Consider the following 25,638-nt stretch of genomic DNA (forward strand, 5'->3'; position numbering starts at 1 on the left):
AACGAGATTTACAGATACATTGAATTCTTCTACAATCGCAAGCGAATTCACAGTGCACTGGGCTATTTGTCACCGGTTCGCTTTGCTGCACAATTCAATAAGAGAAAAGCAGGATAATTTGTGTCCACATTCTTGACGGAAGTCCAATTTTCCAGCTAAACAATCTATTTGTCTCCATATTGAAAATTTATAGGGAGATTTTCCTGCTAATTCCGTTCATACATAAATGGTTTTGAGATTTTCGCTTATGCGAAAGTGTTTTCCTGGCGTTGGCTTGGTAAATAGGGATCGAATAGGAACGCCGATTTTCATTTCCTGTTATTCCTGTTCAACAACATGGGCGGGAGTAAGCAGACTCCCAAGGATGCAGCATTCCTTTAATAACAATAGGCTAGCTGGCGCAACTACGATTTACCCAAAATTGGAAACGTTAGCATCTAAATGATAAATAAATCGTTGACAGAAACCTTCAATTTAATCTATAGTAACTATATCGGAATAATATGAAATTGAGCTGATTAGACGACTAAAAGCTCTTATTTGACAGAAAGGCCGTGCGGCCCTGCTTCTGTTTAATAAGAGCTTTTTTGTTTGTCTGGACGCTTAATGAGCTTGAACATTATGAAACAGGGGGAGTTTGAAATGAAGAAAAAAATGGTATTCATCGTGCTGACGCTGGCGTTAACGTTTGCACTTGCAGCTTGCAGCAACAAGTCGGACTCAGATGGGGCAGACGGCGAAGGAGATGGAGAAAAGGCAAAGCTTAAAGTAGGCATATCGGCAGGCGTCGAGGAAGAGATCTGGGCGCAGGTGAAGGAGGTTGCTGCGAAGGATAACCTTGATATCGAGCTCGTTGTATTTAATGACTACGTACAGCCTAATAAAGTGCTGGCAGAGGGCGAGCTAGATGCCAATGCGTTCCAGCATGAGCCTTATCTGGATCAATTCAAGAAGGATAACAACCTTGATATCGTGAAAATCGCCAACACGCTAAATTTTCCGATCGGTTTCTATTCCGAGAAAATCAAAGCGGTGTCGGAGATCAAAGAGGGCGACGTCATCGGCTTGCCGAATGATCCAACGAATGGCGCTAGGGCGCTAATCCTATTCGAAAATGCCGGCCTAATTAAGCTGAAGGAAGGCGTCGGCATTAAAGCGACCGTACGCGACATCGCTGAGAATAAGCTGAACCTGAAATTCGAGGAGCTGGATGCGGCGTTTATTCCGAAGGCACTGGGCGACTTGACGGCAGCGGTTATTAACACGAATTACGCGGTGGAAGCGGGCTTTGTCCCAACAAAGGATGCGATCTTTATCGAGCCCAAGGATTCTCCGTGGGTCAATATTATTGCGGTACGAACCGAGGACAAGGATAAACCCATATTCCAAAGGCTCATTAAGGCGTACCACTCCGATCAGGTTAAAAAATTTGTAGAAGAAAAATACGGCACTTATATCGTTGCCTCTTGGTAGTTAGGTAAAGGGTCAGGTCTCTTCTTAAGTGAAGGGACCTTTTTTAACATTTTAGCAAAGGGGAGCGTTCATACCGTGATCTGGATCGAGAAGGTAAGCAAATCGTATCAGCAAGGCAGTCAAGCCGTCCACGCGGTGAAGGATGCCAATCTTCATATTCGCAAAGGCGAGATATTCGGCATAATCGGCTACAGCGGAGCAGGCAAAAGCTCGCTTCTGCGCTGCATCAACTATTTGGAGCGGCCTTCTACGGGCATTGTTCGCGTGAATGGCACGGAGCTGGCGAGACTGAATGAGCAGCAGCTGCGGATGATGCGGCGCAAGATCGGCATGATTTTTCAAAATTTCAATTTACTGATGTCGAGCACGGTCTATCAAAATATAGCCGCGCCGCTCGTCCTCGCAGGCACGCCGAAGAAGCAAATCGAAACGAGGGTAACCGAGCTGCTGTCGCTCGTTGGGCTGGAGGATAAGAAAGGGGCGTACCCCGCCCAATTGTCGGGAGGCCAGAAGCAGCGCGTTGCGATTGCAAGAGCGCTTGCCAATGAGCCGGAAATTTTGTTGTGCGATGAGGCTACATCGGCGCTTGATCCGCAAACGACCGATTCGATACTGAATCTGCTGCAGGATATCCAACGTGCCTACGGCATCACGATCGTGCTCATTACCCATGAGATGTATGTCGTGAAGAAAATTTGCGACCGAGTGGCCGTGATGGAGGACGGGGTAATCGTGGAGCAGGGCACCGTTCTGGAGCTGTTCACAAGCCCGAAGACGGATACGACCAAAAAGTTTACGAAGAGCGTATTTGATGTTGATTTGCCGCAGGAGCTTCTGCCGATAGTCTCAATCCATGCCGAAAAAGGACAGCTGCTGCGCATCTCATTCGTTGGAGAAACGGTGAGCGAGCCGATTCTAGCGGATTTGACGATGCGTTTTCAGCTCCGGCCGAGTATTTTGTATGGCAATATTACAAAAATCAAAGACACCGTGTTTGGCTGTCTCATCATTAGCTTGCCTGGTGACCTGCCCATCGTGCAGGAAGGCATTGCGTATATGGCCCAAAATGGCATGCAGGTGGAGGTAATCGAACATGTTGAATAGCTTCCTAGACAGTCTTATTGATAACGGGGATCTCTACACGGAGGCATTAGGCGAGACGGCGGCGATGGTCGGCTATTCCTTATTCTTCTCGACGATCATCGGCTTATTTCTCGGCGTGTGCCTTGTCGTGCTGCGGCCGAATCATATTTATGCGAACAAAACACTTTATCATTTGTTGAATACATCTATAAACATCGTTCGTTCTGTCCCCTTTATCATTATATTGATTGCGATCATTCCGATTACGAAATGGCTTGTACATACAACAATCGGGGTGAAGGGGGCTATCGTTCCGCTAGTTTTCTACACCGCGCCCTATATTGCAAGACTTATTGAATCGGCTTTGCTGGAGGTGAATCCCGGCGTAATCGAAGCTTTTCAAGCGATGGGCGCGTCGCGGCGGCAAATCATTTGGAAGGTTATTTTGAAGGAGGCGAGGCCGGGCATCGTATTGGGTCTCACCATTGCTACAATTGGTCTAATCGGAGCAACGGCGATGGCCGGGGTGATGGGTGCTGGCGGCTTGGGCGACGTGGCGATCCGTTACGGATATCAGCGCTGGGAGCCCGATGTGATGTACGTATGCGTTATTATCCTTATCCTGCTGGTGCAGCTGATGCAATCGTTAGGCAACCGGATATCGAAGAAGCTGCGCAAGCATTAAGCCCGGCACCGACTTCTATATAGGACTGTTTTGACGCGGGTAGAGCTCATCTATCCGTCAAAACAGTCCTATTTGGATTTGGCTGCTAGTTCTGCTTGCTGCGCGCAAGCCGCCGTTTGCGAAGCAGCAGGGCTAGCGGCAGCGCCGCTACAAGAATGACAGCCGATAAGAGAAAGGCGTCATTGATGCTCATCGTATAGGCTTGCAGGCCGCTCGGCTCACTGTCCGAGGAGCGGGCTTGATGAACAGCGAGCCGGGCATAGAACAACGAGGTGAATAAGCCGAGCGCCATCGCGCTAAAAACCTGCCTTAGCCAATTAATGAGCGCTGATGCATGGCCGGACAGCTCCTTCGGGACGGCCATCATGCCGGCGTTGGTTACAGGCGTCAGCGCCAGCCCAGTTCCGGTGTTGCGGATCGCGATGATAAGCATGATCGTAAGCAAGCTCGTGCTGAGCTGGAGACGGCTGAACATATACGTTGTCATTATGAGAATGGCGCTGCCGACGATCACAAGCAAAGCGGGACCGAATTTATGGTAATAGCGGCCGGAGAAGAAGGTAGCGCAGGTCAAGCAAGCCGCCCCTGGCAGGAACAGGAGCCCGATATGGAATGAGCTGAGCGCATGAATCTCTGCCAAATAAAGCGGGACAAAGTAGATGCCCGAATATAATGCAACCGACAGGATGAGCGAGATAATTAAGCTTACCGTAAACGTTTTGTTGCGAAACAAGCGAAGCTGCAGCAAGGGCGCTGGCGTGCGAAGCTGGTGTATAACGAACCACACCGCGCTTCCGGCACCTACAACTAGGCATATCCAGAACGCAGCCGACTGCCAGCCCCAAGTGTAGATATTGCCGAAGAGCAGCAATAGCGATAGGCTGCCAAGTGCTGCAAGCGCAAGGCCGACGCGATCCAGCCTGGTTTCCTTATTGACCGGATTGGAAGGGAGAATCCGAATGCCGATCATAATCGCCACAATGCCAATAGGCACGGTTACAAGGAAGATGAGGTGCCAGTCATAGTCCTGCAGCCAGCCGCTCACCGACGGAGCAAGCGCCGTTCCAAGGATGGTGGAGAACGACCAGATACTTACCGCGATAGGCTGCTTCTCGGTCGGAACGGTTCGATATATCATAGCTAGCGATACAGGCTGAATAAGCCCGCAGAAGATGCCCTGCAATATTCGAAACGCAATTAGCGCGTAGATATTCCATGAAAGGGCGCATAGCACAGACGTAATCGTAATGCCGGATAGGCAAAATAGAAAAACATGCTTTCCCCCAAACCGGTCCCCGGCGTAGCCGCTGACAGGCGCAATAACCCCGCAGGCGAGCGAGAACCCCGTCACAATCCACTGCACCTTTCCTAAATCCGTTTGAAAAATGTCAATGAAGCCGGGCAACGATACATTAAGCGAAACGACATGATACATGCCGACGAATGAGCCGAAAAAGAGGGTCGCTAGTGCAGGCCAAAATGACTGCTTTACAGAAAGGGGCTTGTTTAATTTCTCGGTTAGTCCCGCTGACAACCGCTCACCTCCTATTTTTTGAAGAAAAACCGAATGGCTCTGAAGCATAAAGGGAGTATAGCACATAGGAATAGTAAGCTATTATTGAAAAGTTGTATTAAGCGATAGAACTATTTATGGCTCAACCTTAAGAAAAGGCATGGTAGTGCTGCGGCTGAGCTGTTTAAAGAAGGTTTGCAGGGCATAACACAAAGGGAAGCCGTTTCATATGATGAAGGGTATAGACCTAAGGTATAGACCTAAGATATAGACCAATCAACGGATGAGCGGAAGAGGAAATGGGATATCGCGGGAGGGACTGCGGATGGCACTGTATCAAAATGTCCACGAGCTTATCGGCAACACGCCTCTGGTTGAGCTTAAGGGGTACTTGCTTCCAAACGGCGTACGCCTTTATGCGAAGCTTGAGTGCTTAAATCCGGGGGGAAGCGTCAAGGATCGTCTTGGCATCCAATTGTTGAATGAGGCATTCGCAAACGGGCAATTGCAGCCTGGGGGCACGGTCATAGAAGCAACGGCAGGCAATACAGGCATAGGGCTCGCTCTGGCAGCAATCGGACGCGGCGTGTCCACGATCTTTGTTGTGCCAGACAAGTTCAGCATCGAGAAGCAGCAGCTGATGAGGGCGCTTGGCGCGCATATCGTAAATACGCCGACGGAGCTTGGCATAGTAGGCGCGATTCAGAAGGCGGAGGAGCTGGTAAATGAAATTCCAGGCGCCTATTCGCCGAGGCAGTTCTCGAATCCGGCTAACCCGGAAACCTATTATAAAACGCTCGCCCCTGAGCTATGGCAGGAGTTGAATGGGGAGATCGACGTTTTTGTCGCCGGAGCAGGCTCAGGCGGAACGTTCATGGGAACTGCCCGTTATTTAAAAGAGCAGAGCCTTCATGTGAAGACGGTTATCGTGGAGCCGGAGGGCTCGATCCTTGGCGGCGGAGCGCCAGGCCCGCACAGAACGGAGGGAATCGGCGTCGAGAAGATGGCCCCGTTCATGGACAGCTCGTATTTTGATGCGATTCATACGATTAAGGATGACCATGCCTTCGCAAGGGTGAAGGAGCTGGCGGAGCTTGAAGGTCTGCTTGTCGGCAGCTCGTCGGGCGCCGCGCTGCATGCCGCATTGCTTGAGGCAGAGGTCGCCGCGCCAGGCAGTCGAATCGTTACCATTTTCCCAGATAGCAGCGAACGGTATTTAAGCAAACAGATTTATGGAGGTGCTTAAGCTGAAGCGGAAAACGAAGCTTATTCATGGAGGCAATCCTTTTGATCCGCATACGGGTGCGGTTAGCGTTCCGATCTACCAAGTGAGCACCTATAAGCAGGATGATATTGGCGTTCATAAGGGCTATGAATATTCGCGCACCGGCAATCCGACGCGCCACGCACTCGAGCAGTATATTGCCGATTTGGAGGAAGGTGCAAGGGGCTTTGCGTTCAGCTCAGGAATGGCGGCGATCAACGCCGTTTTCTCGCTGCTGAGCGCGGGTGACCATATTATTTTGACCGATGATGTGTACGGGGGAACTTATCGGATCGTCACGAAGGTGCTCAGCCGGCTAGGCATGGAAGCGACCTTCGTGGATACGACGAGGCTGGAGGAAATCGAAGAAGCGATTCGTCCGAATACGAAGGCGCTGTTCGTGGAGACGCCAACGAATCCGCTGCTTAAAGTGACAGACCTTGCAAAAGCAGCCGATTTTGCTAAGGCCAACCATTTGCTGTTTGTCGTCGATAATACGTTCAGCACACCTTATTGGCAGACGCCGATTGCGCTCGGGGCGGATATTGTGCTGCATTCGGCAACAAAGTACATTGGAGGGCATAGCGATGTAGTGGCTGGTCTAGCTGTCGTGAATAGCGATAAGCTGGGCGAGGAGCTTCATTTTGTGCAAAATGCAACGGGCGGCGTGCTTGGTCCCCAGGATTCGTGGCTGCTTATGCGCGGTTTAAAGACGCTGGGCCTCCGGATGGAAGCTCATGAGGAAAATGCACAGGCAATCGTCTCCTATTTGTCGGGACTTGATTCCATTAAGAGCATTTACTACCCTGGACTGCCGAGTCATCCGCAGCATGAGCTGGCAGGGCGGCAGGCACGCGGGTTCGGCGGCATCATATCCTTTGACGTAGGCAGTGCTGAGCAAGCATCCGAGGTTATCCGTAAGCTGAAATATTTTACGCTTGCCGAAAGCCTGGGGGCGGTAGAGAGCCTCATATCTGTGCCTGCCAAAATGACGCATGCCTCGATCCCCCGTGAGCGGCGGGAGCAGCTAGGCATTACCGACGGTTTGATCCGCATATCGGTGGGCATTGAGGATAGCGAGGATCTGATTGAAGACCTTAAGCAAAGCTTGGAGGCTTAAACCATTATTTGTTAGAGCAGTTAGATGGATAGGCTCCGCAACATATATCATCCTTGTCACGTTAGTAGGGTACGCATAAAAACAACTAACAACAAAGGATGGTAGACAAATGGCTATTCAATCATTGCTAAGCAGAAACATTGTAGTTGCTTCACTTACGACAGCCGTACTTCTAAGTGCGATAGCACCTGGAGAGATTTCTTATAGCGCTTCAGCTAAACCGTCCATACCTCTTCAATTTCAAATAGGCAGCAACAAAGCTATCGATTACCGCGGAGAGCATACGCTCTCCGCAGCGCCTTATGTGGTTAACGGGATTACGATGGTACCGGTAAGAGCATTGGCGGAGGGTCTGCAAGCTAAGCTCGAATGGGATGGGAAAGCAAAAGAAATAACCTTGTCTCGCGATGGGCTTACCGTACACCTGAAGCAAAACAGCGATGAGGTAATCGGCACGTTTACCAAAAATGTAAAGCTTCCTGCCAAAGTTGCGGTAGTAAAGGGCATTGCCTTCATCCCGGCCAAAAGCGTGGCGCAATTGCTTGGAGCAAAAACGAGTTGGGATGGGAAGCACAAAAAAATCACAATTCAAACAAGCGAAGCTGCGCTATCCTATCATTATGCTTTTAACCAAAGCGAGGAGGGCTGGAAGGGAGCCTTCGCTGACTTGCCCGTCGATTACGATCCTGCCATTTACGAGCTAAAATACGGTAGAGAGCTGCTGCCAACGGCTAATAACAAAACCAATTACGGTTTAAAGCTTACTGGAATGAATCGGAGCGACGACTTGTTTATGTACGTTACGAAGAAAATCGAAGGATTGAAGCCAGGCTCTACTTACCAAGCATCGCTTTCCTTCCAGCTTTATACCGATCAAGCGGGCGGCATGATGGGTGTTGGCGGCGCGCCTGGTGAAGCAGTAAGCATTAAAGCGGGCTTCGTGAACAAGGAGCCGCAAGCGGTCGAGTCGGATGCGGAGGGTCATCCCCACTACCGTATGAACCTGGATAAAGGGAATCAAAAAACAGAAGGCGCGGATATGAAAATCGTCGGCAACATGGTGCAGCCAAATGATGAACTAAAATGCTTTCAGCCGGTTGCCATGCAATATGCTGCGTCGCTTACTGCAAATGAGAAGGGTGAGCTTTTCGTTATTGTGGGAAGCGACTCCGGCTATGAGGGTCTCACTACCTTATATCTGGATGATATAAAGATTACGCTTCAGCCTCAAGGATAATTGCAGCAGCAACAAAAAGCGATACTACTATGGCATAAAGCCAAAGTGGTGTCGCTTTTTGTTATACAAATATTATAGATGTGCCCGTTTCTTATGTTGAATTTTTTTTTATCTTTGGAGAATCCCGTTAATTATAAACGATTTTTAATAAAATTGGGAAGGATTGTGAACGGTTTAGCTAGAATATTGGGTAATGTCCAACTAAATGGAAGCAAGCCCTCCTGGAAAGGTTAATTGGTATAACAATATGTTAAATAACGATAGAATTATAGAGTCGCATAAACAATGCGTAAAGCAAGGCCTAAGTCCAGATTATCTTCCCGTCTATACAGAATGCTGTTCTGGTGCGGAGCTGGAAGCGAAGCGAAGCCAAAATCGAGAAGCTATTGAGGTTATCGGTTTTTTTGTAGACAAATTTCTGTCCTCTGTAGCAGGAGACCCTTTCTTTATCGCGATTTCAGATCATGAGGGCTATATTCTTGAATTTAAAGGGGATTCCTCCATTATCGCTACGGTGCGTCAGTTAGGTATTGTCGAGGGATTGCGATTCTCGGAAGAGATCGGTACGAATGCGGTCGATTTATGCATACGCAGCAATGGGCCTATTCAGCTCATTGGCGAGGATCATTTCCATAAGGCGCTTCACCAGCTGGCCTGTTATACGACACCCATCTACAACAAAGATAACGGACAACTGCTCGCAACCCTCTCCTTGATGACCGGTATACAATTCAACCACCCTCATCTGCTTGCTCTTTTATGCACGATCGTCGACTCCATTGAGCGAGAGCTGCTGCTCAGAAGAAATAATACCCAGCTTCAAATTTTGAATCAGGTTCTTCTGAAAACCAACTATTATGGCGTGGTCATTACAGATGCGCTCGGAACGATTATAGACACGAATGATATCGGAGCTGCCATACTGGGCAAAGATAAGGACTGGAAAGACAGCTGCTTAGGAACAAGCGTATTTGAAAGGAGCAGGATTGCTCCCTATTTTGAACAGGTGATTAGCAGCAGGGAGCCATGCGTAGGAATAGAGGTTGCGTTGCAGGTCGGAAATTTACAGCGCTATTACATGCTCGATGTGGTGCCGATCTATGATAATGAGCATCAGCTTACACGAGTGGTTGGCAGTCTACGGGATATTACGGAGATGAAGACAACAGAGGAGCTGCTGCGCAATACGGAGAAGCTAGTATTTGCAGGCCAGATTGCAGTCAGCATCGCGCATGAAATTCGCAATCCCATGACGACGGTTAAGGGAATGCTGCAATTGTCCAGTAAAACGACTAATCCTCATTATTACAATCTGATGATGTCTGAGCTGGAGCGCATGAACGCCATCGTCGGCGAGTTTTTAATATTAGGAAGACCGCAGGCGATACAGTACAAAGACGAGCAATGCTCTATCCTATTGCAAGAGGTGCTGTCGGTGTTTGAAATGCAGCTCGAAATGAACGGCATTCAAATCCATTGTGACACTCAGGAGCGGAAGACGATTCGATGCGACCGGGATCAAGTAAAGCAGGTCATTTTGAATATTTTGAAAAATGCGATGGAAGCTCTGCCCTTCGGTGGGGAGATTCGCATTCAGCTGGATGAGGTCGAGGGCTTTCAACGGATGCGATTTGCCGATAACGGCGTCGGCATGACGGATGAAGTGCTGCAGCGTATTGGACAGCCCTTTCATACGACAAGGCGCGACGGGAACGGTCTAGGCATGATGATCGTGGACAAAATCGTTTCCTCGCATAACGGTCGCTTAGTCATCTCAAGCGAGCTTGAGGTAGGGACGACGGTCGAAGTTTGGTTCCCGTGTGTTTAATACATCAGATTATGCAGAAGCGCGTTTCGGTTGCCGAGACGCGCTTTCTGCTGCGCTTCATTACGATGGGTCGGCGATTTGCGCATCGACCTTTGCAAGGATAGCCATCTTCTGCTGCTCATATGCGTAGGTATTTTGCTTGAGATCGTTAATCTGCTGCATATAGGCGAGCATTCTTATAAAGGAGCTTACTGTCGCTGCGGCATCTCCTTTTTTGATGACTTGGTTTAATACGGATGCCTCAGTAGCAAACTGTTTTTTTATACGGCTAACGGAGCTTTTTGCAGCTTTGATCTTTACTTTGATCGGGTCGATGCCGCTCAGCAAATCTCGAAGCTTTTTGATCGTGTTAGCCGTGTTTGCTTTCTCGCTTCTGAGCGCCGCTTCCTTGCTGCGTATATCCAGCTTGGCAAGCGAAACGGCAGCTTTGGTCGTTTCGACCTGAGGCTTGAGCACATTGACAATGGTCTTGTCCTTAAACGATTTAGCGATGCTTAGCTGCTGATTTAATGAATCATAGAGTCTAAACAAAGGCTCGTATTTCTTTTTGACCTGTGTGACGGCGGCTTCAAGCTTTAGCAGCTTGTCCGCATTTACTTCTTTTATTCGCTTGCGTGTTGCGAGTATAGCCTCTTCATTCTGGTAATGCAGCTTGCATATCCTTGCGTCCCAATCGATGGTCAGCCGCTGTTTGGCTTGCAATTCGGCATATTGCGAAGTTAGCTTGGCTGCGGTCGGTTTATCCGCAGCTCCTTTCATTTTGTCAAAGGCGGTTTTGACGGTAACGCCAAACTCGAACGAAGCGGCTGCAAGCATTGCTGGATTTACGAGCGCAAGCAGGAGCATGAGGGCAATTGATAATGCGGCAAACCTTGAGACAAAACGCATAATGTGAAGCCTCCTTTGATTTTGGCAAACAACGCAAAAAAAGCACCTGCAAGATAGGCGCCATGCGCCATCTCTTACGGGTGCTTCCATCGTAAGCCGTACATTTCATTGATTTCTATCAATATACAGGATGCTTCGGGGCGCCGTCAAGCGCTTGATAGCTATAAGGCTGCCGGTTTGGCATACATATCCGGCGTTTTGCCGATCATGGATTTAAATTCCTTAATGAAATGGGATTGATCGTAATATCCGAGTTCCGCAGACAGCTTAAGCAGGTCGGGATGTCTTCCAGTATCTATGGCCTCAGCCGCGTTTTGAAGACGGTACAGCTTGATGACCCACTTCGGGCTTATCCCGACATATTGGTTAAATAAGCGCTGGAGCTTCCTTTTGTTTATATCGAATAATACACATATTTGCTCCACCTTGGTCAACTCGCGATCCTCTTGGATGCGTGAAATGATTAGATTGATAAGCGTAATCGCATCGCTCTGTCTTGGAAGCGACTGTAGAAAAAGGGCTTCCGTATGCGCGATTTTACTGGTTATATCGGCCGTGGAATGAAGCTGCTGCTCGTACCTGAGAGCTTCGGTGCCAAATACAGCTTCAACCGACAAGGCCTGATCCGTAAGCTTGGAGAGCGGCGAATGAATAAAAGGATAGAAGCCGCCGGGCAAAAATTTTACGCCGAATACTTGTCCCGTTCCTTCCAATCTCTTCGTATACACGCGGCTGGAGACGCCATAGATGCCGCTTCTATCATTCTCCATAACCATATTGACGCAAGGATGCGGGACGACATCCTGCAAATAGGGAGGCTCACCCTCCAAGTTCCAGCTCACGGTCCAGTAGTGCTTAATGAAATGGCTTAGGGGCTCAGAGGGAGCATATCGGGAAAGCTGGAATTTCTTCTCGCCCTCGTTCATCTGCAAAATGCCCATGCTGCGCGTTTTATCCGTTGTATTCATCCTTGAATCACTCCAATTGGTCGTTTTGTCGCGTTTTTACAATACTAGCTATATGAATAGCGATATACTACGAATGGAAAGCGTTAATAGAGTACAATGCAGCCCTATATTGATTCAGAGAAGGAGTGTGTCACATGGAGTTTGAATATGAGTTTTATATCGGGGCGTCGCCCGAGAAGGTTTGGGATGCTCTTGTATCGCCGGAAGGAACTCGCCAAACGTTTTTTGGCTGCGTTATTGAATCTACCTTTGAAATAGGGTCGTCCTATAAATATGTTGGCCCAGGAACTGATGGTGATGAGACCGTTCATATCTATGGTACTATTTTAGCATATGAGCCTGGTAAAATATTTACCGTTTTAGAGCATCCAGGTCCTTCTTACAGGCCGAATCACGCGGAGCTGGAGTCTACTATCAGCTTCACGCTAGAAGAAGTTGGGGCAACAACTAAGCTGACTGTAATCAATAATGCATTTACCGAAAACCATCCCTCGCTGGAAACAGTCGATAGCCAGTGGTGGATGATTCTAAGCAATCTAAAAACGTTTGTCGAGACAGGCAAAGGATTGGACTTTGGCTGGTAAGCATACGGAAAACGATATTGGGGCTGTACCAAGAGGCGATGGCCTCTTGGTGCGGCCTCATTTTTTTTCATCGGTGCAAGAAGATTCCTTTTAAGGCCTTGATTCTTTATACTGTATAAAAAGGACAGGCGGAATACGTCTGCGACTACGGATAGGAGAGAAAGCAGAATGGGCTATAAAATCGTTTTTTTTGACATCGATGGAACGTTGATCAATGAACAGAAGGAAATACCTGCGGATACGATCAAGGCGATCGCAGAGCTGAAGGAAAGCGGTGTTGAGCCGGTTATCGCTACGGGCAGAGCGCCATATTTCATTAAACCGCTCGCTGAACAGCTAGGAATTGAATCATTCGTTTGCCTTAATGGCGGTTACGTTGTCTACAAGGGAACCCCGCTCTATAGACGCGAAATCGAGAAGAGCCGGCTGGAAGCGCTCGTGAAGACAGCCGCTGAGCATAATCACGGCCTCGTATTTGAAGGCGAGCATAACTATTTCGCGGACAAAGAGGATCATCCCTTTATTATTGCATCGGTCAATTCGTTAAAGGTTGATCTGCCGGGCTACAATCCGGAATTTTGGAAGACGGATGGCATCTATCAAGTGTTTCTTCACTGCGAAAGCCATGAGGAGCATTTATATGACGGACTGCACACGGAATTAAAGCTCATTCGCTGGCACCCGCAGGCGATTGATGTCCTGCCGGCAGGCGGTTCGAAGGCGCAAGGCATCGAGGCGCTGCTGGATAAGCTAGGCCTTACAGCGGCAGATGCGGTCGCATTTGGCGATGGGCTAAACGATAAAGAGATGCTGGAAACGGTTGGATTCGGAGTCGCTATGGGCAATTCCCATCCCGACCTGCTGCCATTTGCGGATTATGTGACGACGCATGTGGACGAGCAGGGGATTCGTAATGGTTTAATTGAAGCAGGCTTATTGCAAAAGTAGCTTCATGCATGTCTGTAAGTAGCCGGTTTACATAAGGATAAAAGCAGCCCTTTCTCTTCATGAGTCGGGGCTGTTTGCAATCCATGGACATGAATGGAACTTTCTGGGAAGACTATTCGTAGATGTTCTTTAAAGTGCGTCATGAAAGGCGGTTATTTTCTTATGGGCAGTATGAGCAAGCAGGAGTACGTGCTTCGCGTGGCGATTGCGGAGGCAGGCTATGAGGAAGAAAAGCCAGCTATTCGCGGCATTAAGCTGGAGGTGGCGCCGGGAGAGCTTGTTGGCTTAATTGGCCCTAACGGAGCGGGCAAAAGCACGACGATCAAAACGATTCTAGGGTTAATGGCACATGTGCGAGGAGAAATCGTGATTGGCGGTCAAAATAAACGATATGCCTACGTGCCGGAGCAGCCGGTGTTCTATGAATATTTTACGCTGTGGGAGCATCTTCATTTGGCAGCCTCAGCATTCGGGATAGAGGAGAAGCAGTTTGCAGTCAAAGCGGAAAAATTGCTGGAGCAATTTCGTCTAACCGAAGAGAGGCATCATTACCCGACGCATTTCTCCAAAGGGATGCAGCAAAAGCTGATGCTTATCATTGCATTTCTGCTTGAGCCGGATATTTATATCGTGGATGAGCCGTTCGTCGGTCTTGACCCGAGAGCGACGACAGATTTTTTGAAGCTGCTTGAGGGAGAGCGGGAGCGAGGCGCAGGCGTGCTCATGTCCACACATGTTCTGGACACCGCGGAGCGGATTTGCACCGGCTTTGTCCTTATTAACAAAGGATCAGTCGTTGCACGGGGTACGCTTGGACAAGTAAGGCAGGATGCGGGATGCGCTGAGGATGCGACATTGTTCGAATGCTTTCACGCATTGACTTAAGGGGGCTGAATTAATTGCTTACACCTCGCCAGCTCTTTTGGATTCGGTTAAAGCGGAGCGGGAAAGAGCAGCTCCGCGTTTGGAATAGTGTGCTCGACTGGACGGTTTGGCTCTATTTGCTTCTGCCAGGCTTGTTTATAGCCGGAGGGCTGTATTTAGAGGTTTTGCAGGAAATGCCGGATTGGGCTATGAGCTTGCCGTGGTCCAAGCTATATCCGATCCTACTGCTCATCTTGTTATTTTTTGGGCGGGTTCGCCTATTTGTCGAGGAAGCGGACCGATTGTTCTTGCTGCAGAGGCCGGAGTGGCTGCAGACGTTAAAGCGATGCGGAATTGGATATACATTGGTGGTGAAATTAGTCGCAATTGGTCTGCCAATGCTTATATTGCAGCCATTCCTACTAAAAGTTGAAGGATTGGCCGGGCTTCAGCTAGGTCTAGCCTATGCGTATACCATCGTAGCGGGCATGATATGGGCAATTGGCACACACATGATGAATGGCAGGCTGAGAGGCTGGCGCAAGCGGATAATCGATTTGATAGGCATGCTGCTGTTTATTGCCGTCTACCTCATTCCAATGCTGGCTTGGGCTTATGATACGAGACTGCTAAGCCTGTCTCTTGGCGGCGGAATTGTCACCTTGCTTATTATGCTGCGCTATGGCTGGCATTCAGCTATACATTTTGAAGCAGAGGTGAAGCAGGAGAGTGAGACGCGCCTGCGCAGCACAGAAATGCTCATGAGTCAGGTTATTGAATCGAAGCCGCTCGTTCGATTGAAGCGTCCGTTCCTCTTTCGACATTCCCAGCGCTTGTTCCGCAAATCGGACGCAGGGACTGTGCTGGCCGAAATGCGACTGAAGGCTTTCTTGCGCTGCATGGCACATCTAAGAGTCTGGCTTAGCTTCATCTCTGCTTCTACGGTGGCCATTACGCTGGTTCCTGGGCCGATTGCACTGTTTCTAGTCGCGGCTTTAACCATGCTTGGCTCCTCGTGGCTGCACATTCAATGGAAGCAGTGGTTCGCGGAGGACTTTATTCTACAATTCCCGTGGTCGCCTAGCAGTGCTAAGAAAGGGGCAGTCATATCGCGGTTTTGGCTGCTGCTGCTCCCTATGCTTTTATGGTCTGCCATTGCCGGTTATAAGCTGCTTGGCGTGAAGGCTGCTGTTCCCGCAGCGCTGCTCTGCTTTATCGTATGGGGCGGCATCCGTTTATTTACACTTCGCAAGCCAGCTGATTCATAAACGTTAAAGAACTAAAAAACGACCATGATCATTCTCTGATCATGGTCGTTTTTGATAGAAATCAAAGGTCGGTTTTCTCTTAGCCGAACGTTTTTTTATTGCACATACGACAACTCATGACGAGGTACGCGAGAGTGCTACATCTAAATATGTCGATTTCTGATGAATTATGATGAAAATTGAGATAAAAGTGTTGATCTTATAAATGGGGAATAGTAGAATGTTCCTAAATCCATCCAGTATCTGCCAATATTATCTATGGAATTAATATGCAATCCTAAAATCGAATATCAGGCAAAACCACTGAAAAGTGGCGACGCAAAGCTATAGGGACTACTTCTGATCAAGAAATGTCAGCCAGTTGCAAAAAAAAGCAAACGGTGTAGCTATGACTATTAGCCGATATCCTATTTTTCTTATGCTATTTTTCCTTAGGTATATTTCCACGGGGGATTATAGAGATAGCAGAGAGAAAGAGGGATAGTAAATGGAGAAAATCAATACATCTGATATTCGCAATCTTTTCCCAAGTGATGATGGTAACTTGCAACAAAGAAATTTGATGTTAGAGCTAATGGGCCAAATTGTAACGGGTGTAGATGAATTAAAAGATCCTGAATCGGTCTATCTTAAAGGCCAAAAGGATCGAGGGCCTGCTTTTTACAGTGATATCGTGAACGAAAGTCGCATTCCTAGTACGGGACAGCCGCTTCAAGACGTGAATAAAGAGCTGCTGAAGCTTCTTTACGCTCACCCTTATCATACGAAGTACTTTCTTACGAATATTTTGCCTATGGCAAGTATACCTGGTGTACTTGGCATGCTAGCCGCTTTTATGGTAAACGGCAACAATCTTTGGGATGTATATGGGCCTGCAGGTGCTGAAGCCGAGGTCAAAGTGGTCTCCATGATGTCTAAGCTTGTTGGATATAACGCTTCAGTAAGCGGAGGTTATACGACTTGGGGCGGTCAAGGCGCTATATTTACTGCATTGCGGTTAGCCATCAACAAATACTCGTCTGCTGCGTCCAAGAGCGGAGTGCCTAGCCATTTATACTCCTTTTGCTCCGAAGCGGCACACTACAGTCTATATAAATCGATGGAAGCAACGGGTCTAGGCAGCGACAATCTCATTAAAGTGAAAACGAACGAAGATAGCTCAATGAATGTGTCGGATCTAAAGGAAAAAATGGAGAAAGTCATTCAATCCGGAGGCATTCCTATCTTTATTGTTGCGACTACGGGGACAACCGATGCAATGGGGATAGATAACCTTGAAGAGATAACGGGTATGGCTGATCTGCTTGCAAGAGAATTCGGTATTTCCCGTCCACATATTCATGCTGACTCGGCTCTTGGCGGTTTTTTTGCCTTTTTTAACGAATATGATTTTACGCTAAATCCGCTTTCTTTTCATGATGAGGTGTTGATCAGCTTAAAAGAGATTCAAAGCCGAATGAGGCATTTGCATTTAGCGGATTCGCTCTGCTTCGATTTTCAAAAGCTTGGGCAGACGCCCTATTCGACAAGCTTGTTTCTGGTTAAAAATGCGGAGGATTTGAAGCTCGTGGATCTGGACCCGGACGAGACGCCGTATGTGGGACATCGGGGCTATGGGCAATACCACACCAGCTATACGCTGGAATGCTCAAGGATGGGCAGCTCTATCAGCATATACAGCGCACTTCTAGCCTTTGGAATTGAGGGTTATCAACGGCTTCTCGCTCAATTTGTCGAGGTCAACATCGCATTCCGCCGAACATTGGCTCGCGAAATTCCGGAGGCCATCATCGTTAATCCGAATAATCCTGGAATTATTACCCTTTTCCGAATTTATAGCGACGGACAAAGCGGTTATGGTAGCGAGCTAAGCGGGCACCAATCCTATGACCAAGTGGATCAAACGAACCAATTAAATGAAATTCTGTTTGAAATTCTCGGCAAAGGGAGAGGGAAGATGTTCTTTGGCGATACAAAGAAGCATCTCTACGTTCCGACATCTGATGGAAAACGTCTCGCCTTGTACGCTACAAAATTGTTTGTCATATCTCCATATACACAGCTTGAGCATGTTGAAGAAATCGTTGGCTATTTAAAGGCAAAAGTACAAGAAACATACACAGAATATCGGCTCAAACATCCTGGGGGTATCCTACATGAAGAAGTCTATCGTTAATTTTGCATGGTTTAGAGAACATCTTTCTGTAAAAATCGCATCTAGCATTTTTATACTGCAGCTTATCACCTGTATCGCATTCGCCTTTTCGGGTTATGTCTCAAATCAGAACCTCACAGACAGTTTAGTAGACCAGTTCGATGAACGCCTGAAGACCGACATTCAAATTGCTTCAGAAACCTTCTCTTCTATACCCGGTACAGATATCGAATTGGTTAGTGTAGAAGATCCCAACTATACAAAAGTGAAAAAGGAATTCGAAGCCGTAAAAGTGGCTCATAATCTTGAAAATATTTATATCTTGTCGAGGAGTCAAGAAAATGAACGTATTTTGATTCTATCTGATGTCCCCGATGATTTCGGCACTCCTTATCCATTTACTGCCGAGATGAAAGAAGCTATGAGCGCTAACAAGCTTGTCATTAGCCCAATCTATAAGGATGAGTACGGGACGCATAAATCGATCTTTGTCCCAATCGCTAATCAGAAGGGGGAAGCTTACGGAATTTTAGGGATCGACTTAGATGCTTCTATCGTACCCGAAACGGCTTCTTCGGCTAAGTGGACTTCCTTCATTATTACAATTGTCATGTTTGTTGTTGGCAGCCTCTTGGCAGTCGTGATCAGTAGAATTATTACGAATCCGCTTCGTAAATTGATGCTTGCAACGGAAAAGATCGCTAAGGGTGATTTGCAAACGACTATATCTGTGACTAGCCGTGATGAAATAGGGAAGCTGGCCGGCTCCTTTGACTCGATGATTCAAAGTCTCAAAAGCCTTATTCAACAGGTCATCGCTTCCTCTACTCTAATCGCGGATACGAGTCATCATTTGCACCAATCAGCAGGTGAGTCCACCAATAGCGCGGCGATGGTTGCGGATTCAACTAACCGGATGAGCGATGGCATCAACGACATTGTTGTCAGTGTTACTCACAGCAATACAACCATTACCGACATTGATTCCGAAATCAAAAGTGTTTCGGGCGGCATGAAGGATATGCAAAGTATTGCGGCTCAAGTACAAGAGCAATCGGAGCAAGGTCAAAATTTGGTTGAGCATACGCTTCAACAGATGAATGTCATTAAGCAATCAATGGCGCATTCCCAAGAGGCTGCAGCTATGCTTGATGAACGCTCAAAGGAAATAAGCGAAATTATTACGATCATCTCGGACATTTCATCGCAAACCAATCTGCTAGCTTTAAATGCTTCCATTGAGGCGGCTCGTGCAGGAGAAGTTGGTCGCGGATTTGCAGTCGTAGCGGGCGAAGTGAAAAAATTGGCTGCTCAGTCCGCAGAAGCTGCATTATCCGTAACGGAGCTCATCTCCAGCACCCAAGACAACAGCAGGCTAGTGATAGAACGCATTGCAGAAGGCAGCGAGGCGGCTGATCAAGGCTTATCGTGGATTACAGGCACGTACGATAACTTTAAAGACATTCATAGCGGCGTCACGCATTTCTATGCACACACGGATCATATGCTGAACGCTTTGGATAAGGTAGACGGCTCTTTTGGATCGATATCCGGGGCAATGCAGCAAATTTCAGGCGTTACGCAAGAGCAAGCGGCAGGCACGGAAGAAGTTGCAGCCGCAGCTGAGCAGCAAAGCGCGACTATGCAGGAAATATCCGCAGCAATCGCACAGCTATCTTCGCTCGCCGTTGATCTCAAGGATTCAGTCAAGCACTTTAAGCTTGATCAATAACTAGAAGCGCGTGCTTATTTTAGTGGGCTGTAAAATGGTTGTTGGCAGGCGGTTCATCGCTGGTGCATAAGGGTAAGGACTAGTAGTGAGCCGGCTGGGCCGAAAGAGGGCTCGAGCCACAACGTTCTAGGAGGTGCGGGCACAATGAGCACAGATCGAGACATGTATGGTGCAGTGGAAGAGGAAATTTTGGCGCAAAAACAGGGAAATAGCTATATTTTGACGACAGCCAAGGGAATGATTGGAGAGATTACGTACTCTCTAGTTGACGTGAATACGTGGGTCATTGACCATACGTTCGTTGATGGAGAATATCGCGGTCGGGATTTGGGTAGGCAATTGCTGGATTTTGTTGTCGAAGAGGCAAGGGAGAAAGGCAGAAGAATTATCCCTTCCTGCTCTTACGCGTTAGCGCAATTCAAGCGGCATCCCGAATATGCGGATGTATGGGAAAAAACGAACACGGAATACTCGGACACGTATAGTTCAAGCGGTGCCGGTACTTCTGGAGGAAAGCTGCCAAACTAAAGCATATGATAAAGATAGGAAGAGAACTGCTGATCCTGGGATCGGCGGTTCTCTTTTTTTATTTTAAACGAATGGCTTTCCTATTTTCGCACTTTTAATGTTTCCCTCACACGCTCATTGATTTCGGGGTGCTTAGAGAGAATGTAATGCAGCCCTTTCCGCTGTAGGGTAAGGAAGACACAAGGCGTAATAGCCGTTATATCGGCGGTACGGGGGACGTTATTAATGAGTGCGATTTCCCCGAAATGGTCGCCGTCCTCCAAAATAGCGAGGCGCTGCTTGCCGCCCTCAGCCTGAGCGTTGTGACGCGAGACTTCTACTCGGCCGCGAGCGATCAAATAAAATTTCTCTCCCTGCTCGCCCTCGGCAATAACAGGCTGGCCTGCGGCGGCTGTTTCCGTATTAAATAGGCTGCGAATTTCTTGCAGTATGCTGGTGTCGATCCCTTTAAAGAACGGCAGCTTCGCAAGCCTTTCTTCGTCAATATCCGCTTCCTGACCACTATTGGACACCTGCATCCCATTTTGCTTATCCCACAGCTCCTTATAATAGCCGCCGCTTGCAAGCATATGCTGGTGGGTGCCGCTGTCTACGAGCGCTCCTTTATCAAATACAAAAATACAATCCGCTCCTGTAATGGAGGACAAACGATGAGTGACCGTAATAACTGTGCGATTGTACGAGAGCTCCTTAAACGTGCGGTTAATGGCTGCCTCGGATATCGGGTCCAGCGCAGAGGTGGCTTCATCCAGCAATAAGATTTGCGGGTTTTTGATGATGGCGCGTGCGATCGCCAGCCGCTGCCGCTGCCCGCCGGAGAAGTTTGAGCCTTCATCCAACACCTCGGTGTCGTAGCCGCTTGGGAGCGTCATAATAAAATCGTGAATTTCTGCTTTCATCGCGGCTTCCATCACTTCTTCTTTGGTTGCTTCCGGCTTGCTGACGCGGATGTTCTCAAGAATCGTTCCGCGGAAGAGGAAGTTTTCCTGAAAGACGACGCCTAGCTGGTTTCGCAGCGAGCCTCGGCTAATGTCCTTCATAGGGTGCCCGTTAATTTCCAAATGCCCGATGGTAGGCTCATAGAAGCCGAGCACGAGCTGGACCAGCGTGCTTTTGCCGGAGCCGCTGGAGCCAACGAATGCTGCAGTAGTGCCGGGCGCGATATGCAAATCGATTTTTTTCAGCACCTCCTGCTCCTCGTTGTAGCGGAAGGATACACCTGAGAAGCGAATGTCTGGCAGTGTATTTTGCTGGCTCGTCAAAGGCATGCTGCCCGTCGCTTCTTTGGATGCATGCAGCAGCCTGTTCATTCTGTCGATACTGACCGAAGTATCGGTTATGGTCGGTATTGTAAAAGTAAGGTTAAATACCGAGTTGCCCATGGAGGTATACATGGTGAAGAAGGCGACTAAGGAGCCGAGCGTAATGTAACCGCGAAGCGCGAGATAGGAGCCGAATCCAATAATCGACAGGTTGACGACCAGCAAGCTAACCATCGGGAACCGCTCCAATTGGGCATTTATAACGTTTTTGCGGTAATGAATGAGAAACATCGCCTGCAGCCTGTCGGCAAATTTATCCGACATCGCTTGCTGCAGGTTAAATCCTTTGATTACCTTTTGTGCTTTAATATTTTCTTGTACGTCACCGATCAAATGATCCAGCTGTTCCTTATGGCTGGCGTTGATCGCTTGGGCCCGGCTGCCGAGCAGATAGGGGCCTGCGAAAATAATAGCAGCGCCAAGCAATATGGCAAGCGCCATGCTCCATTGCAAATAAAATAAAACGGCTGTACTGATCGTAACTACGGTTAACGATTGCAGGCCGATAGTCAACAGGACGTTCATCGATCGCTCGATAGTAGGAAGATCGACAGAGTAATAGGAGAGCAGCTCGCTAGAGCGCGTTTTTTGGAAAAAGCCGATATTGACCTGCTGCATATGCTCGAACAAACGCATCCGTAAATCCTTTTGGACTCGCGCAGTCAGCTTAGCGAGCGCGTAATCGCTAAGGATGCCGGCGCTAAGGCAGATTACGCCGCTTATGGTAAGGACAATTAGAATAAGGATGAAGGCGTTCATATCCTGAGGGACAATCGCTTTGTCGATGAGTACTTTAAAGCTGAGCGGCGCAAGGGATATAAAGGCGAGATCGAGAGACAGCATAATCAAAAAAAAGGCAGCCAGCGGCTTATAAGCTCGCATATAGCTGATTAAATGTTTCAAAACAGTAAAAACCATATCGTGTTCGGCTCCTTCTGAGCAATTGTGGGGATGCCGACAAATTATACCATGCTTAGACAATGAACAGAAGAAGATCGATAGATAGGACGGCAGGTTTTAAGAGATTTTGGTTTTGCGCAATCACTCCTCACAAAAAAGATTTTCACACGTACAATAACCTAATAGAAAATCGAAAAAATGGAGGAGAACGACAGTGATACTTGTTTCGGGTAGTCCTACGTTTTCGCTTAATCCGCTTACGCTGTCAGAGCTGGAGAGAAGAATGCTGCAAGCCAAGCAGAGAAGTCGGGTCGTTTATCGCTATCCGTCTGAAGATGCATTGGAGTTTGAGCTGAAAATGCGAACGCATATCGTAGAGGCGGCTAAAGCGCTATATGCAGGAGGAGCGAACTTTGCGACCTTTGCAGGGTCAAAATGCAATGAGCGATATTGGACGCGGACGGAAAACGGCGGCTTTCAACTGAACGGAGGCGTATTGCCTTCTGTAGGAATAAACGATATTTTTGAAAATGGGCATTTGTATGGGTTCGAATGCGCGGGCGCAATCATCATTATTTTTTATAAGGCGGTGCTTGATACCGTTGGCGAAGCGGTGTTTAATACGTATTTTCAAAACCTGTTTCTGCGGGACTGGCAGTATGACCGCGATTTGCGCTTAGTTACGACTTACAATAAAAACGAGGCTTATCCCGGCGATGTACTCTATTTCAAAAATCCGGAGCATGATCCGGAAACGCCGGAGTGGCAGGGCGAAAACGTCGTAATGCTGGACGACAATTTGTATTTTGGGCACGGCATCGGCATCGAATCGGGACAGGATATTATTGCCGCCCTTAATCGCATGCGGAGGGAAAACAGCACCATATCGGCATACCTTCAGGATTTGGTCGTTACGCCGGATTTCGAGTACTTACGAGGCCTTTCGGTGAGAGATGCTTGGTGGGAAGCTATTAGTGAGGCACGGGAATACCCGGTCGTTGGGACGATTGGCGGCGAGTACCTTTATTTATAAATAAGTATTATGATTAATACGAATAAACATCATTACAGAAGCACCCGTATCGAGAGCTTGACCGCTTGCGCTTACCGGTGTTTCTTTTATCCCTAATTAGACTGGAGCAATCCAATGAGAATGCATGTATTAATTGTAGATGATGATCCTTCGATTCGAGAGCTGCTGCGATTCGTGCTGGGGAAGGACGGCTATGTCGTGCTGGAAGCTGAAAATGGACAAGCTGCCTCCCGGCTGCTTGAGAGAGAGCAGGTGCATCTGGCCGTCGTCGATATTATGATGCCGGGGATGAACGGATTTGAGCTATGCCGCGAAATCAGGGAGCATTATGACATCCCTGTTATTATGCTGACGGCTAAGGCGGAGATGAAGGACAAGGAGCAAGGGTTTGATTCCGGGACCGATGATTATTTGACGAAGCCGTTCGACCCGAAGGAGCTCTTGTTCCGAATGAAGGCGCTGCTGCGCCGTTATCGCTTAGTGTCCTCCGAGGTTATTCGGCTCGGGCGCGTATCGATCGATCGTAAAGGCTATGAAATAAAAGTAGGCGATGAACTGATTACACTGCCGCTCCGGGAATTTGAGCTGCTGTCGCAGCTTGCCAGCCATCCGGGACGCATTTATACGAGAGAGCAGCTGATTCAGCTTATTTGGAGCGCGGACTTCAAAGGCGATAGCCGTACTGTCGATGTCCATATCAAACGTCTGAGAGAGCGCTTCGCGGATAGTCAGGATGATTTTACGATTACGACCATTCGTGGTCTTGGCTATAAGCTGGAGGTGCGCGAGGGATGAAATCGCTGTATGTGCGCATCGTATTTACGTTTGTTATGGTCGCAATGATTAGCGGTATTCTGGGCTTGTTGTTAACAAGCTTGTATTACCAAAATAAGCAGCAGAGCAGCAATGGGCAAAAAATGATCGATATTGCGAAAAACATCCAAGTCCAATACGAACGGAATCCGCAAATGGATCTGAACGACTATCTGAAGCATATAGCTGCGCTTGGTTTTCAAATTTATTTGGTTCGTGCGGATATGCAGGGACAAGCCTATGGCTCGCCCTTTAAGCATGGGAAGCTAACCGAGCAGCAAATTCAATCCGTAATAGATGGGGCTATATATCGTGGCATGGAGGAGCAGAAGGAACGGCTGCAGCTATTTTCCTATTTCAAAAACAGTGTATTGAACACGGCAGGCTTGCCCATCGAGACAAAAGAAGGCAGAGCGGCGCTGTTTATTCGTCCTGATCTGCAGCAGCAGATTGGGGAGGTTCGAATCATTGCAGCCATATTGATTGGATTTACCTTCATCATCAGTTTGGTGCTTATCGTTATTCTATCGCGGTTAATCGTAAGGCCGGTAAATGAGCTGACCAGAGCGACGAAGCAAATCGTAGCCGGTGACTTTGACGCGGGGCTGCAGCTGTCTCGGAAGGATGAGATCGGAGAGCTGGCACGTAACTTCTCGGTTATGACGGTTGCGATCAAGCAGCTGGACCAGATGCGGCAGGAGTTCGTCTCCAACGTGTCGCATGAATTTCAAACGCCGCTGACCTCGATTCAAGGCCTTGCCCGGGCAGCGCTTGATAAGGAAACGACGCGGGAGCAGACAGACCAATATTTGATGATCATCGAGAAGGAAAGCGAGCGTCTGTCTGCTTTGAGCAAGCAGCTCCTAACACTTGCCGCTCTGGATAAGGATCACAAGCCGCTGAATAAAACGCCGTTTCGTTTGGACGAGCAGATACGCCACATTTTAATTACGCTTGAATGGCAGTGGATGGAGAAGGAGCTGCAATGGGAGCTGGATTTGCCGGATACGACCATTCAAGCCGATCATCAGCTTCTCCACGAGGTGTGGCTGAACCTGATCGCCAATAGCATCAAGTTTTCCAATCCAGGACAATCTATTGGCATTGGCATCTCCCTATCGGAATCGGATATGATAGCAGTCGAGATACGCGACACGGGCATCGGGATACCTCAGGAGGACCTCCCTTTTATATTTGATCGCTTCTATAAAGCGGATAAGGCTCGCGGCCATTCGTCGGCTGGGAGTGGACTAGGCTTATCCATCGTTCATAAATTGGTCGCCCTGCATCAAGGCTCCATTCGCATTCAAAGCGAGCTTGAAGCGGGTACAATTGTTACGGTCACGCTTCCGCGTTTGTAATGTTCTGTTCATCGCTTGTTCATGTTCCTGCTCGATAATGCAGAAGAAGGACAGAACAGGAGGACAGGAAC

The 25,638-nt window shown here is 48.2% G+C and carries 22 protein-coding genes and 1 riboswitch; of the genes, 18 read left to right on the forward strand and 4 right to left on the reverse strand.

What is annotated here, in order from left to right:
* From HI950_RS37060 to HI950_RS22670, 4 genes are all read left to right on the forward strand, one after another.
* A partial coding sequence (locus HI950_RS37060; RefSeq protein ID WP_411268111.1) for an IS3 family transposase occupies positions 1 to 117 on the forward strand: 117 nt, incomplete at its 5' end.
* Between the two features lie 525 nt (positions 118 to 642).
* Positions 643 to 1,473, forward strand: coding sequence for a MetQ/NlpA family ABC transporter substrate-binding protein (locus HI950_RS22660; RefSeq protein WP_169087462.1), 831 nt, complete (start codon positions 643 to 645; stop codon positions 1,471 to 1,473).
* Positions 1,474 to 1,548: 75 nt separating this feature from the next.
* Positions 1,549 to 2,577, forward strand: coding sequence for a methionine ABC transporter ATP-binding protein (locus tag HI950_RS22665; RefSeq protein WP_169087464.1), 1,029 nt, complete (start codon positions 1,549 to 1,551; stop codon positions 2,575 to 2,577).
* The gene (locus tag HI950_RS22670) at positions 2,567 to 3,241 is read left to right on the forward strand and encodes a methionine ABC transporter permease (protein ID WP_169087466.1); all 675 of its coding nucleotides are present in this window, start codon (positions 2,567 to 2,569) and stop codon (positions 3,239 to 3,241) included. The genes HI950_RS22665 and HI950_RS22670 overlap by 11 nt, the downstream gene beginning before the upstream one ends.
* Positions 3,242 to 3,326: 85 nt before the next feature.
* Here HI950_RS22670 and HI950_RS22675 read toward each other — a convergent pair whose 3' ends face one another.
* Complete coding sequence (locus tag HI950_RS22675) at positions 3,327 to 4,775, reverse strand: DHA2 family efflux MFS transporter permease subunit (protein WP_223285450.1); 1,449 nt, start codon at positions 4,773 to 4,775, stop codon at positions 3,327 to 3,329.
* A 304-nt stretch (positions 4,776 to 5,079) separates the two neighbouring features.
* Here HI950_RS22675 and HI950_RS22680 point away from each other — a divergent pair, with 304 nt between their 5' ends.
* The 4 genes from HI950_RS22680 (at position 5,080) to HI950_RS22695 (ending at position 10,203) form a co-directional block, all read left to right on the forward strand.
* Positions 5,080 to 6,000 carry a PLP-dependent cysteine synthase family protein gene (locus HI950_RS22680; RefSeq protein WP_169087470.1) on the forward strand — a complete coding sequence of 307 codons (921 nt, stop codon included), beginning with the start codon at positions 5,080 to 5,082 and terminating at the stop codon, positions 5,998 to 6,000.
* A 1-nt stretch (position 6,001) separates the two neighbouring features.
* Positions 6,002 to 7,138 (forward strand): bifunctional cystathionine gamma-lyase/homocysteine desulfhydrase, encoded by a 1,137-nt coding sequence (locus HI950_RS22685; RefSeq protein WP_169087802.1) that lies wholly within the window; start codon positions 6,002 to 6,004, stop codon positions 7,136 to 7,138.
* A gap of 109 nt (positions 7,139 to 7,247) precedes the next feature.
* Positions 7,248 to 8,375, forward strand: coding sequence for a copper amine oxidase N-terminal domain-containing protein (locus HI950_RS22690; protein WP_169087472.1), 1,128 nt, complete (start codon positions 7,248 to 7,250; stop codon positions 8,373 to 8,375).
* 247 nt (positions 8,376 to 8,622) lie between these two features.
* Complete coding sequence (locus tag HI950_RS22695; RefSeq protein WP_169087475.1) at positions 8,623 to 10,203, forward strand: ATP-binding protein; 1,581 nt, start codon at positions 8,623 to 8,625, stop codon at positions 10,201 to 10,203.
* Positions 10,204 to 10,263: 60 nt separating this feature from the next.
* Here the strand turns inward: HI950_RS22695 and HI950_RS22700 are convergent, their stop codons facing one another.
* A complete protein-coding gene (locus HI950_RS22700) occupies positions 10,264 to 11,091 on the reverse strand; it encodes a hypothetical protein (RefSeq protein ID WP_169087477.1) in 828 nt (275 codons plus the stop codon).
* A gap of 161 nt (positions 11,092 to 11,252) precedes the next feature.
* Positions 11,253 to 12,059 (reverse strand): helix-turn-helix domain-containing protein, encoded by an 807-nt coding sequence (locus tag HI950_RS22705; protein ID WP_169087479.1) that lies wholly within the window; start codon positions 12,057 to 12,059, stop codon positions 11,253 to 11,255.
* A gap of 134 nt (positions 12,060 to 12,193) precedes the next feature.
* Here HI950_RS22705 and HI950_RS22710 point away from each other — a divergent pair, with 134 nt between their 5' ends.
* The 7 genes from HI950_RS22710 to HI950_RS22740 all read left to right on the forward strand — a co-directional run bounded on the left by HI950_RS22710 (position 12,194) and on the right by HI950_RS22740 (position 20,138).
* Positions 12,194 to 12,643 carry an SRPBCC family protein gene (locus HI950_RS22710; RefSeq protein WP_169087481.1) on the forward strand — a complete coding sequence of 150 codons (450 nt, stop codon included), beginning with the start codon at positions 12,194 to 12,196 and terminating at the stop codon, positions 12,641 to 12,643.
* Between the two features lie 168 nt (positions 12,644 to 12,811).
* Positions 12,812 to 13,591 (forward strand): Cof-type HAD-IIB family hydrolase, encoded by a 780-nt coding sequence (locus tag HI950_RS22715; protein WP_169087483.1) that lies wholly within the window; start codon positions 12,812 to 12,814, stop codon positions 13,589 to 13,591.
* Positions 13,592 to 13,753: 162 nt separating this feature from the next.
* Positions 13,754 to 14,476: an ABC transporter ATP-binding protein gene (locus HI950_RS22720; RefSeq protein WP_169087485.1), complete on the forward strand. Its 723-nt coding sequence runs from the start codon at positions 13,754 to 13,756 to the stop codon at positions 14,474 to 14,476.
* Positions 14,477 to 14,490: 14 nt separating this feature from the next.
* Positions 14,491 to 15,723: an ABC transporter permease gene (locus HI950_RS22725; protein ID WP_169087487.1), complete on the forward strand. Its 1,233-nt coding sequence runs from the start codon at positions 14,491 to 14,493 to the stop codon at positions 15,721 to 15,723.
* Positions 15,724 to 16,006: 283 nt separating this feature from the next.
* A riboswitch (cyclic di-GMP riboswitch) is annotated at positions 16,007 to 16,092 on the forward strand.
* A gap of 118 nt (positions 16,093 to 16,210) precedes the next feature.
* Positions 16,211 to 17,899 carry a pyridoxal phosphate-dependent decarboxylase family protein gene (locus HI950_RS22730; protein WP_169087488.1) on the forward strand — a complete coding sequence of 563 codons (1,689 nt, stop codon included), beginning with the start codon at positions 16,211 to 16,213 and terminating at the stop codon, positions 17,897 to 17,899.
* The gene (locus HI950_RS22735; RefSeq protein WP_169087490.1) at positions 17,880 to 19,610 is read left to right on the forward strand and encodes a methyl-accepting chemotaxis protein; all 1,731 of its coding nucleotides are present in this window, start codon (positions 17,880 to 17,882) and stop codon (positions 19,608 to 19,610) included. Before HI950_RS22730 ends, HI950_RS22735 begins: the two co-directional genes overlap by 20 nt.
* 144 nt (positions 19,611 to 19,754) lie before the next feature.
* Positions 19,755 to 20,138, forward strand: a complete 384-nt coding sequence (locus tag HI950_RS22740) for a GNAT family N-acetyltransferase (protein ID WP_169087492.1) — start codon at positions 19,755 to 19,757, stop codon at positions 20,136 to 20,138.
* 80 nt (positions 20,139 to 20,218) lie between these two features.
* Here the strand turns inward: HI950_RS22740 and HI950_RS22745 are convergent, their stop codons facing one another.
* Positions 20,219 to 22,378: an ABC transporter transmembrane domain-containing protein gene (locus HI950_RS22745; RefSeq protein WP_169087494.1), complete on the reverse strand. Its 2,160-nt coding sequence runs from the start codon at positions 22,376 to 22,378 to the stop codon at positions 20,219 to 20,221.
* Between the two features lie 196 nt (positions 22,379 to 22,574).
* On the opposite strand from HI950_RS22745, the gene HI950_RS22750 reads away from it, so the two are divergent.
* From HI950_RS22750 to HI950_RS22760, 3 genes are all read left to right on the forward strand, one after another.
* Complete coding sequence (locus HI950_RS22750; RefSeq protein ID WP_169087496.1) at positions 22,575 to 23,393, forward strand: protein-glutamine gamma-glutamyltransferase; 819 nt, start codon at positions 22,575 to 22,577, stop codon at positions 23,391 to 23,393.
* A gap of 114 nt (positions 23,394 to 23,507) precedes the next feature.
* A complete protein-coding gene (locus tag HI950_RS22755; protein WP_169087498.1) occupies positions 23,508 to 24,188 on the forward strand; it encodes a response regulator transcription factor in 681 nt (226 codons plus the stop codon).
* Positions 24,185 to 25,567, forward strand: a complete 1,383-nt coding sequence (locus HI950_RS22760; protein WP_169087500.1) for a sensor histidine kinase — start codon at positions 24,185 to 24,187, stop codon at positions 25,565 to 25,567. The genes HI950_RS22755 and HI950_RS22760 overlap by 4 nt, the downstream gene beginning before the upstream one ends.
* The last annotated feature ends 71 nt before the right edge of the window (positions 25,568 to 25,638 follow it).

The sequence above is a fragment of the Paenibacillus sp. PL91 genome, assembly GCF_012935325.2.
Taxonomy (GTDB): domain Bacteria; phylum Bacillota; class Bacilli; order Paenibacillales; family Paenibacillaceae; genus Pristimantibacillus.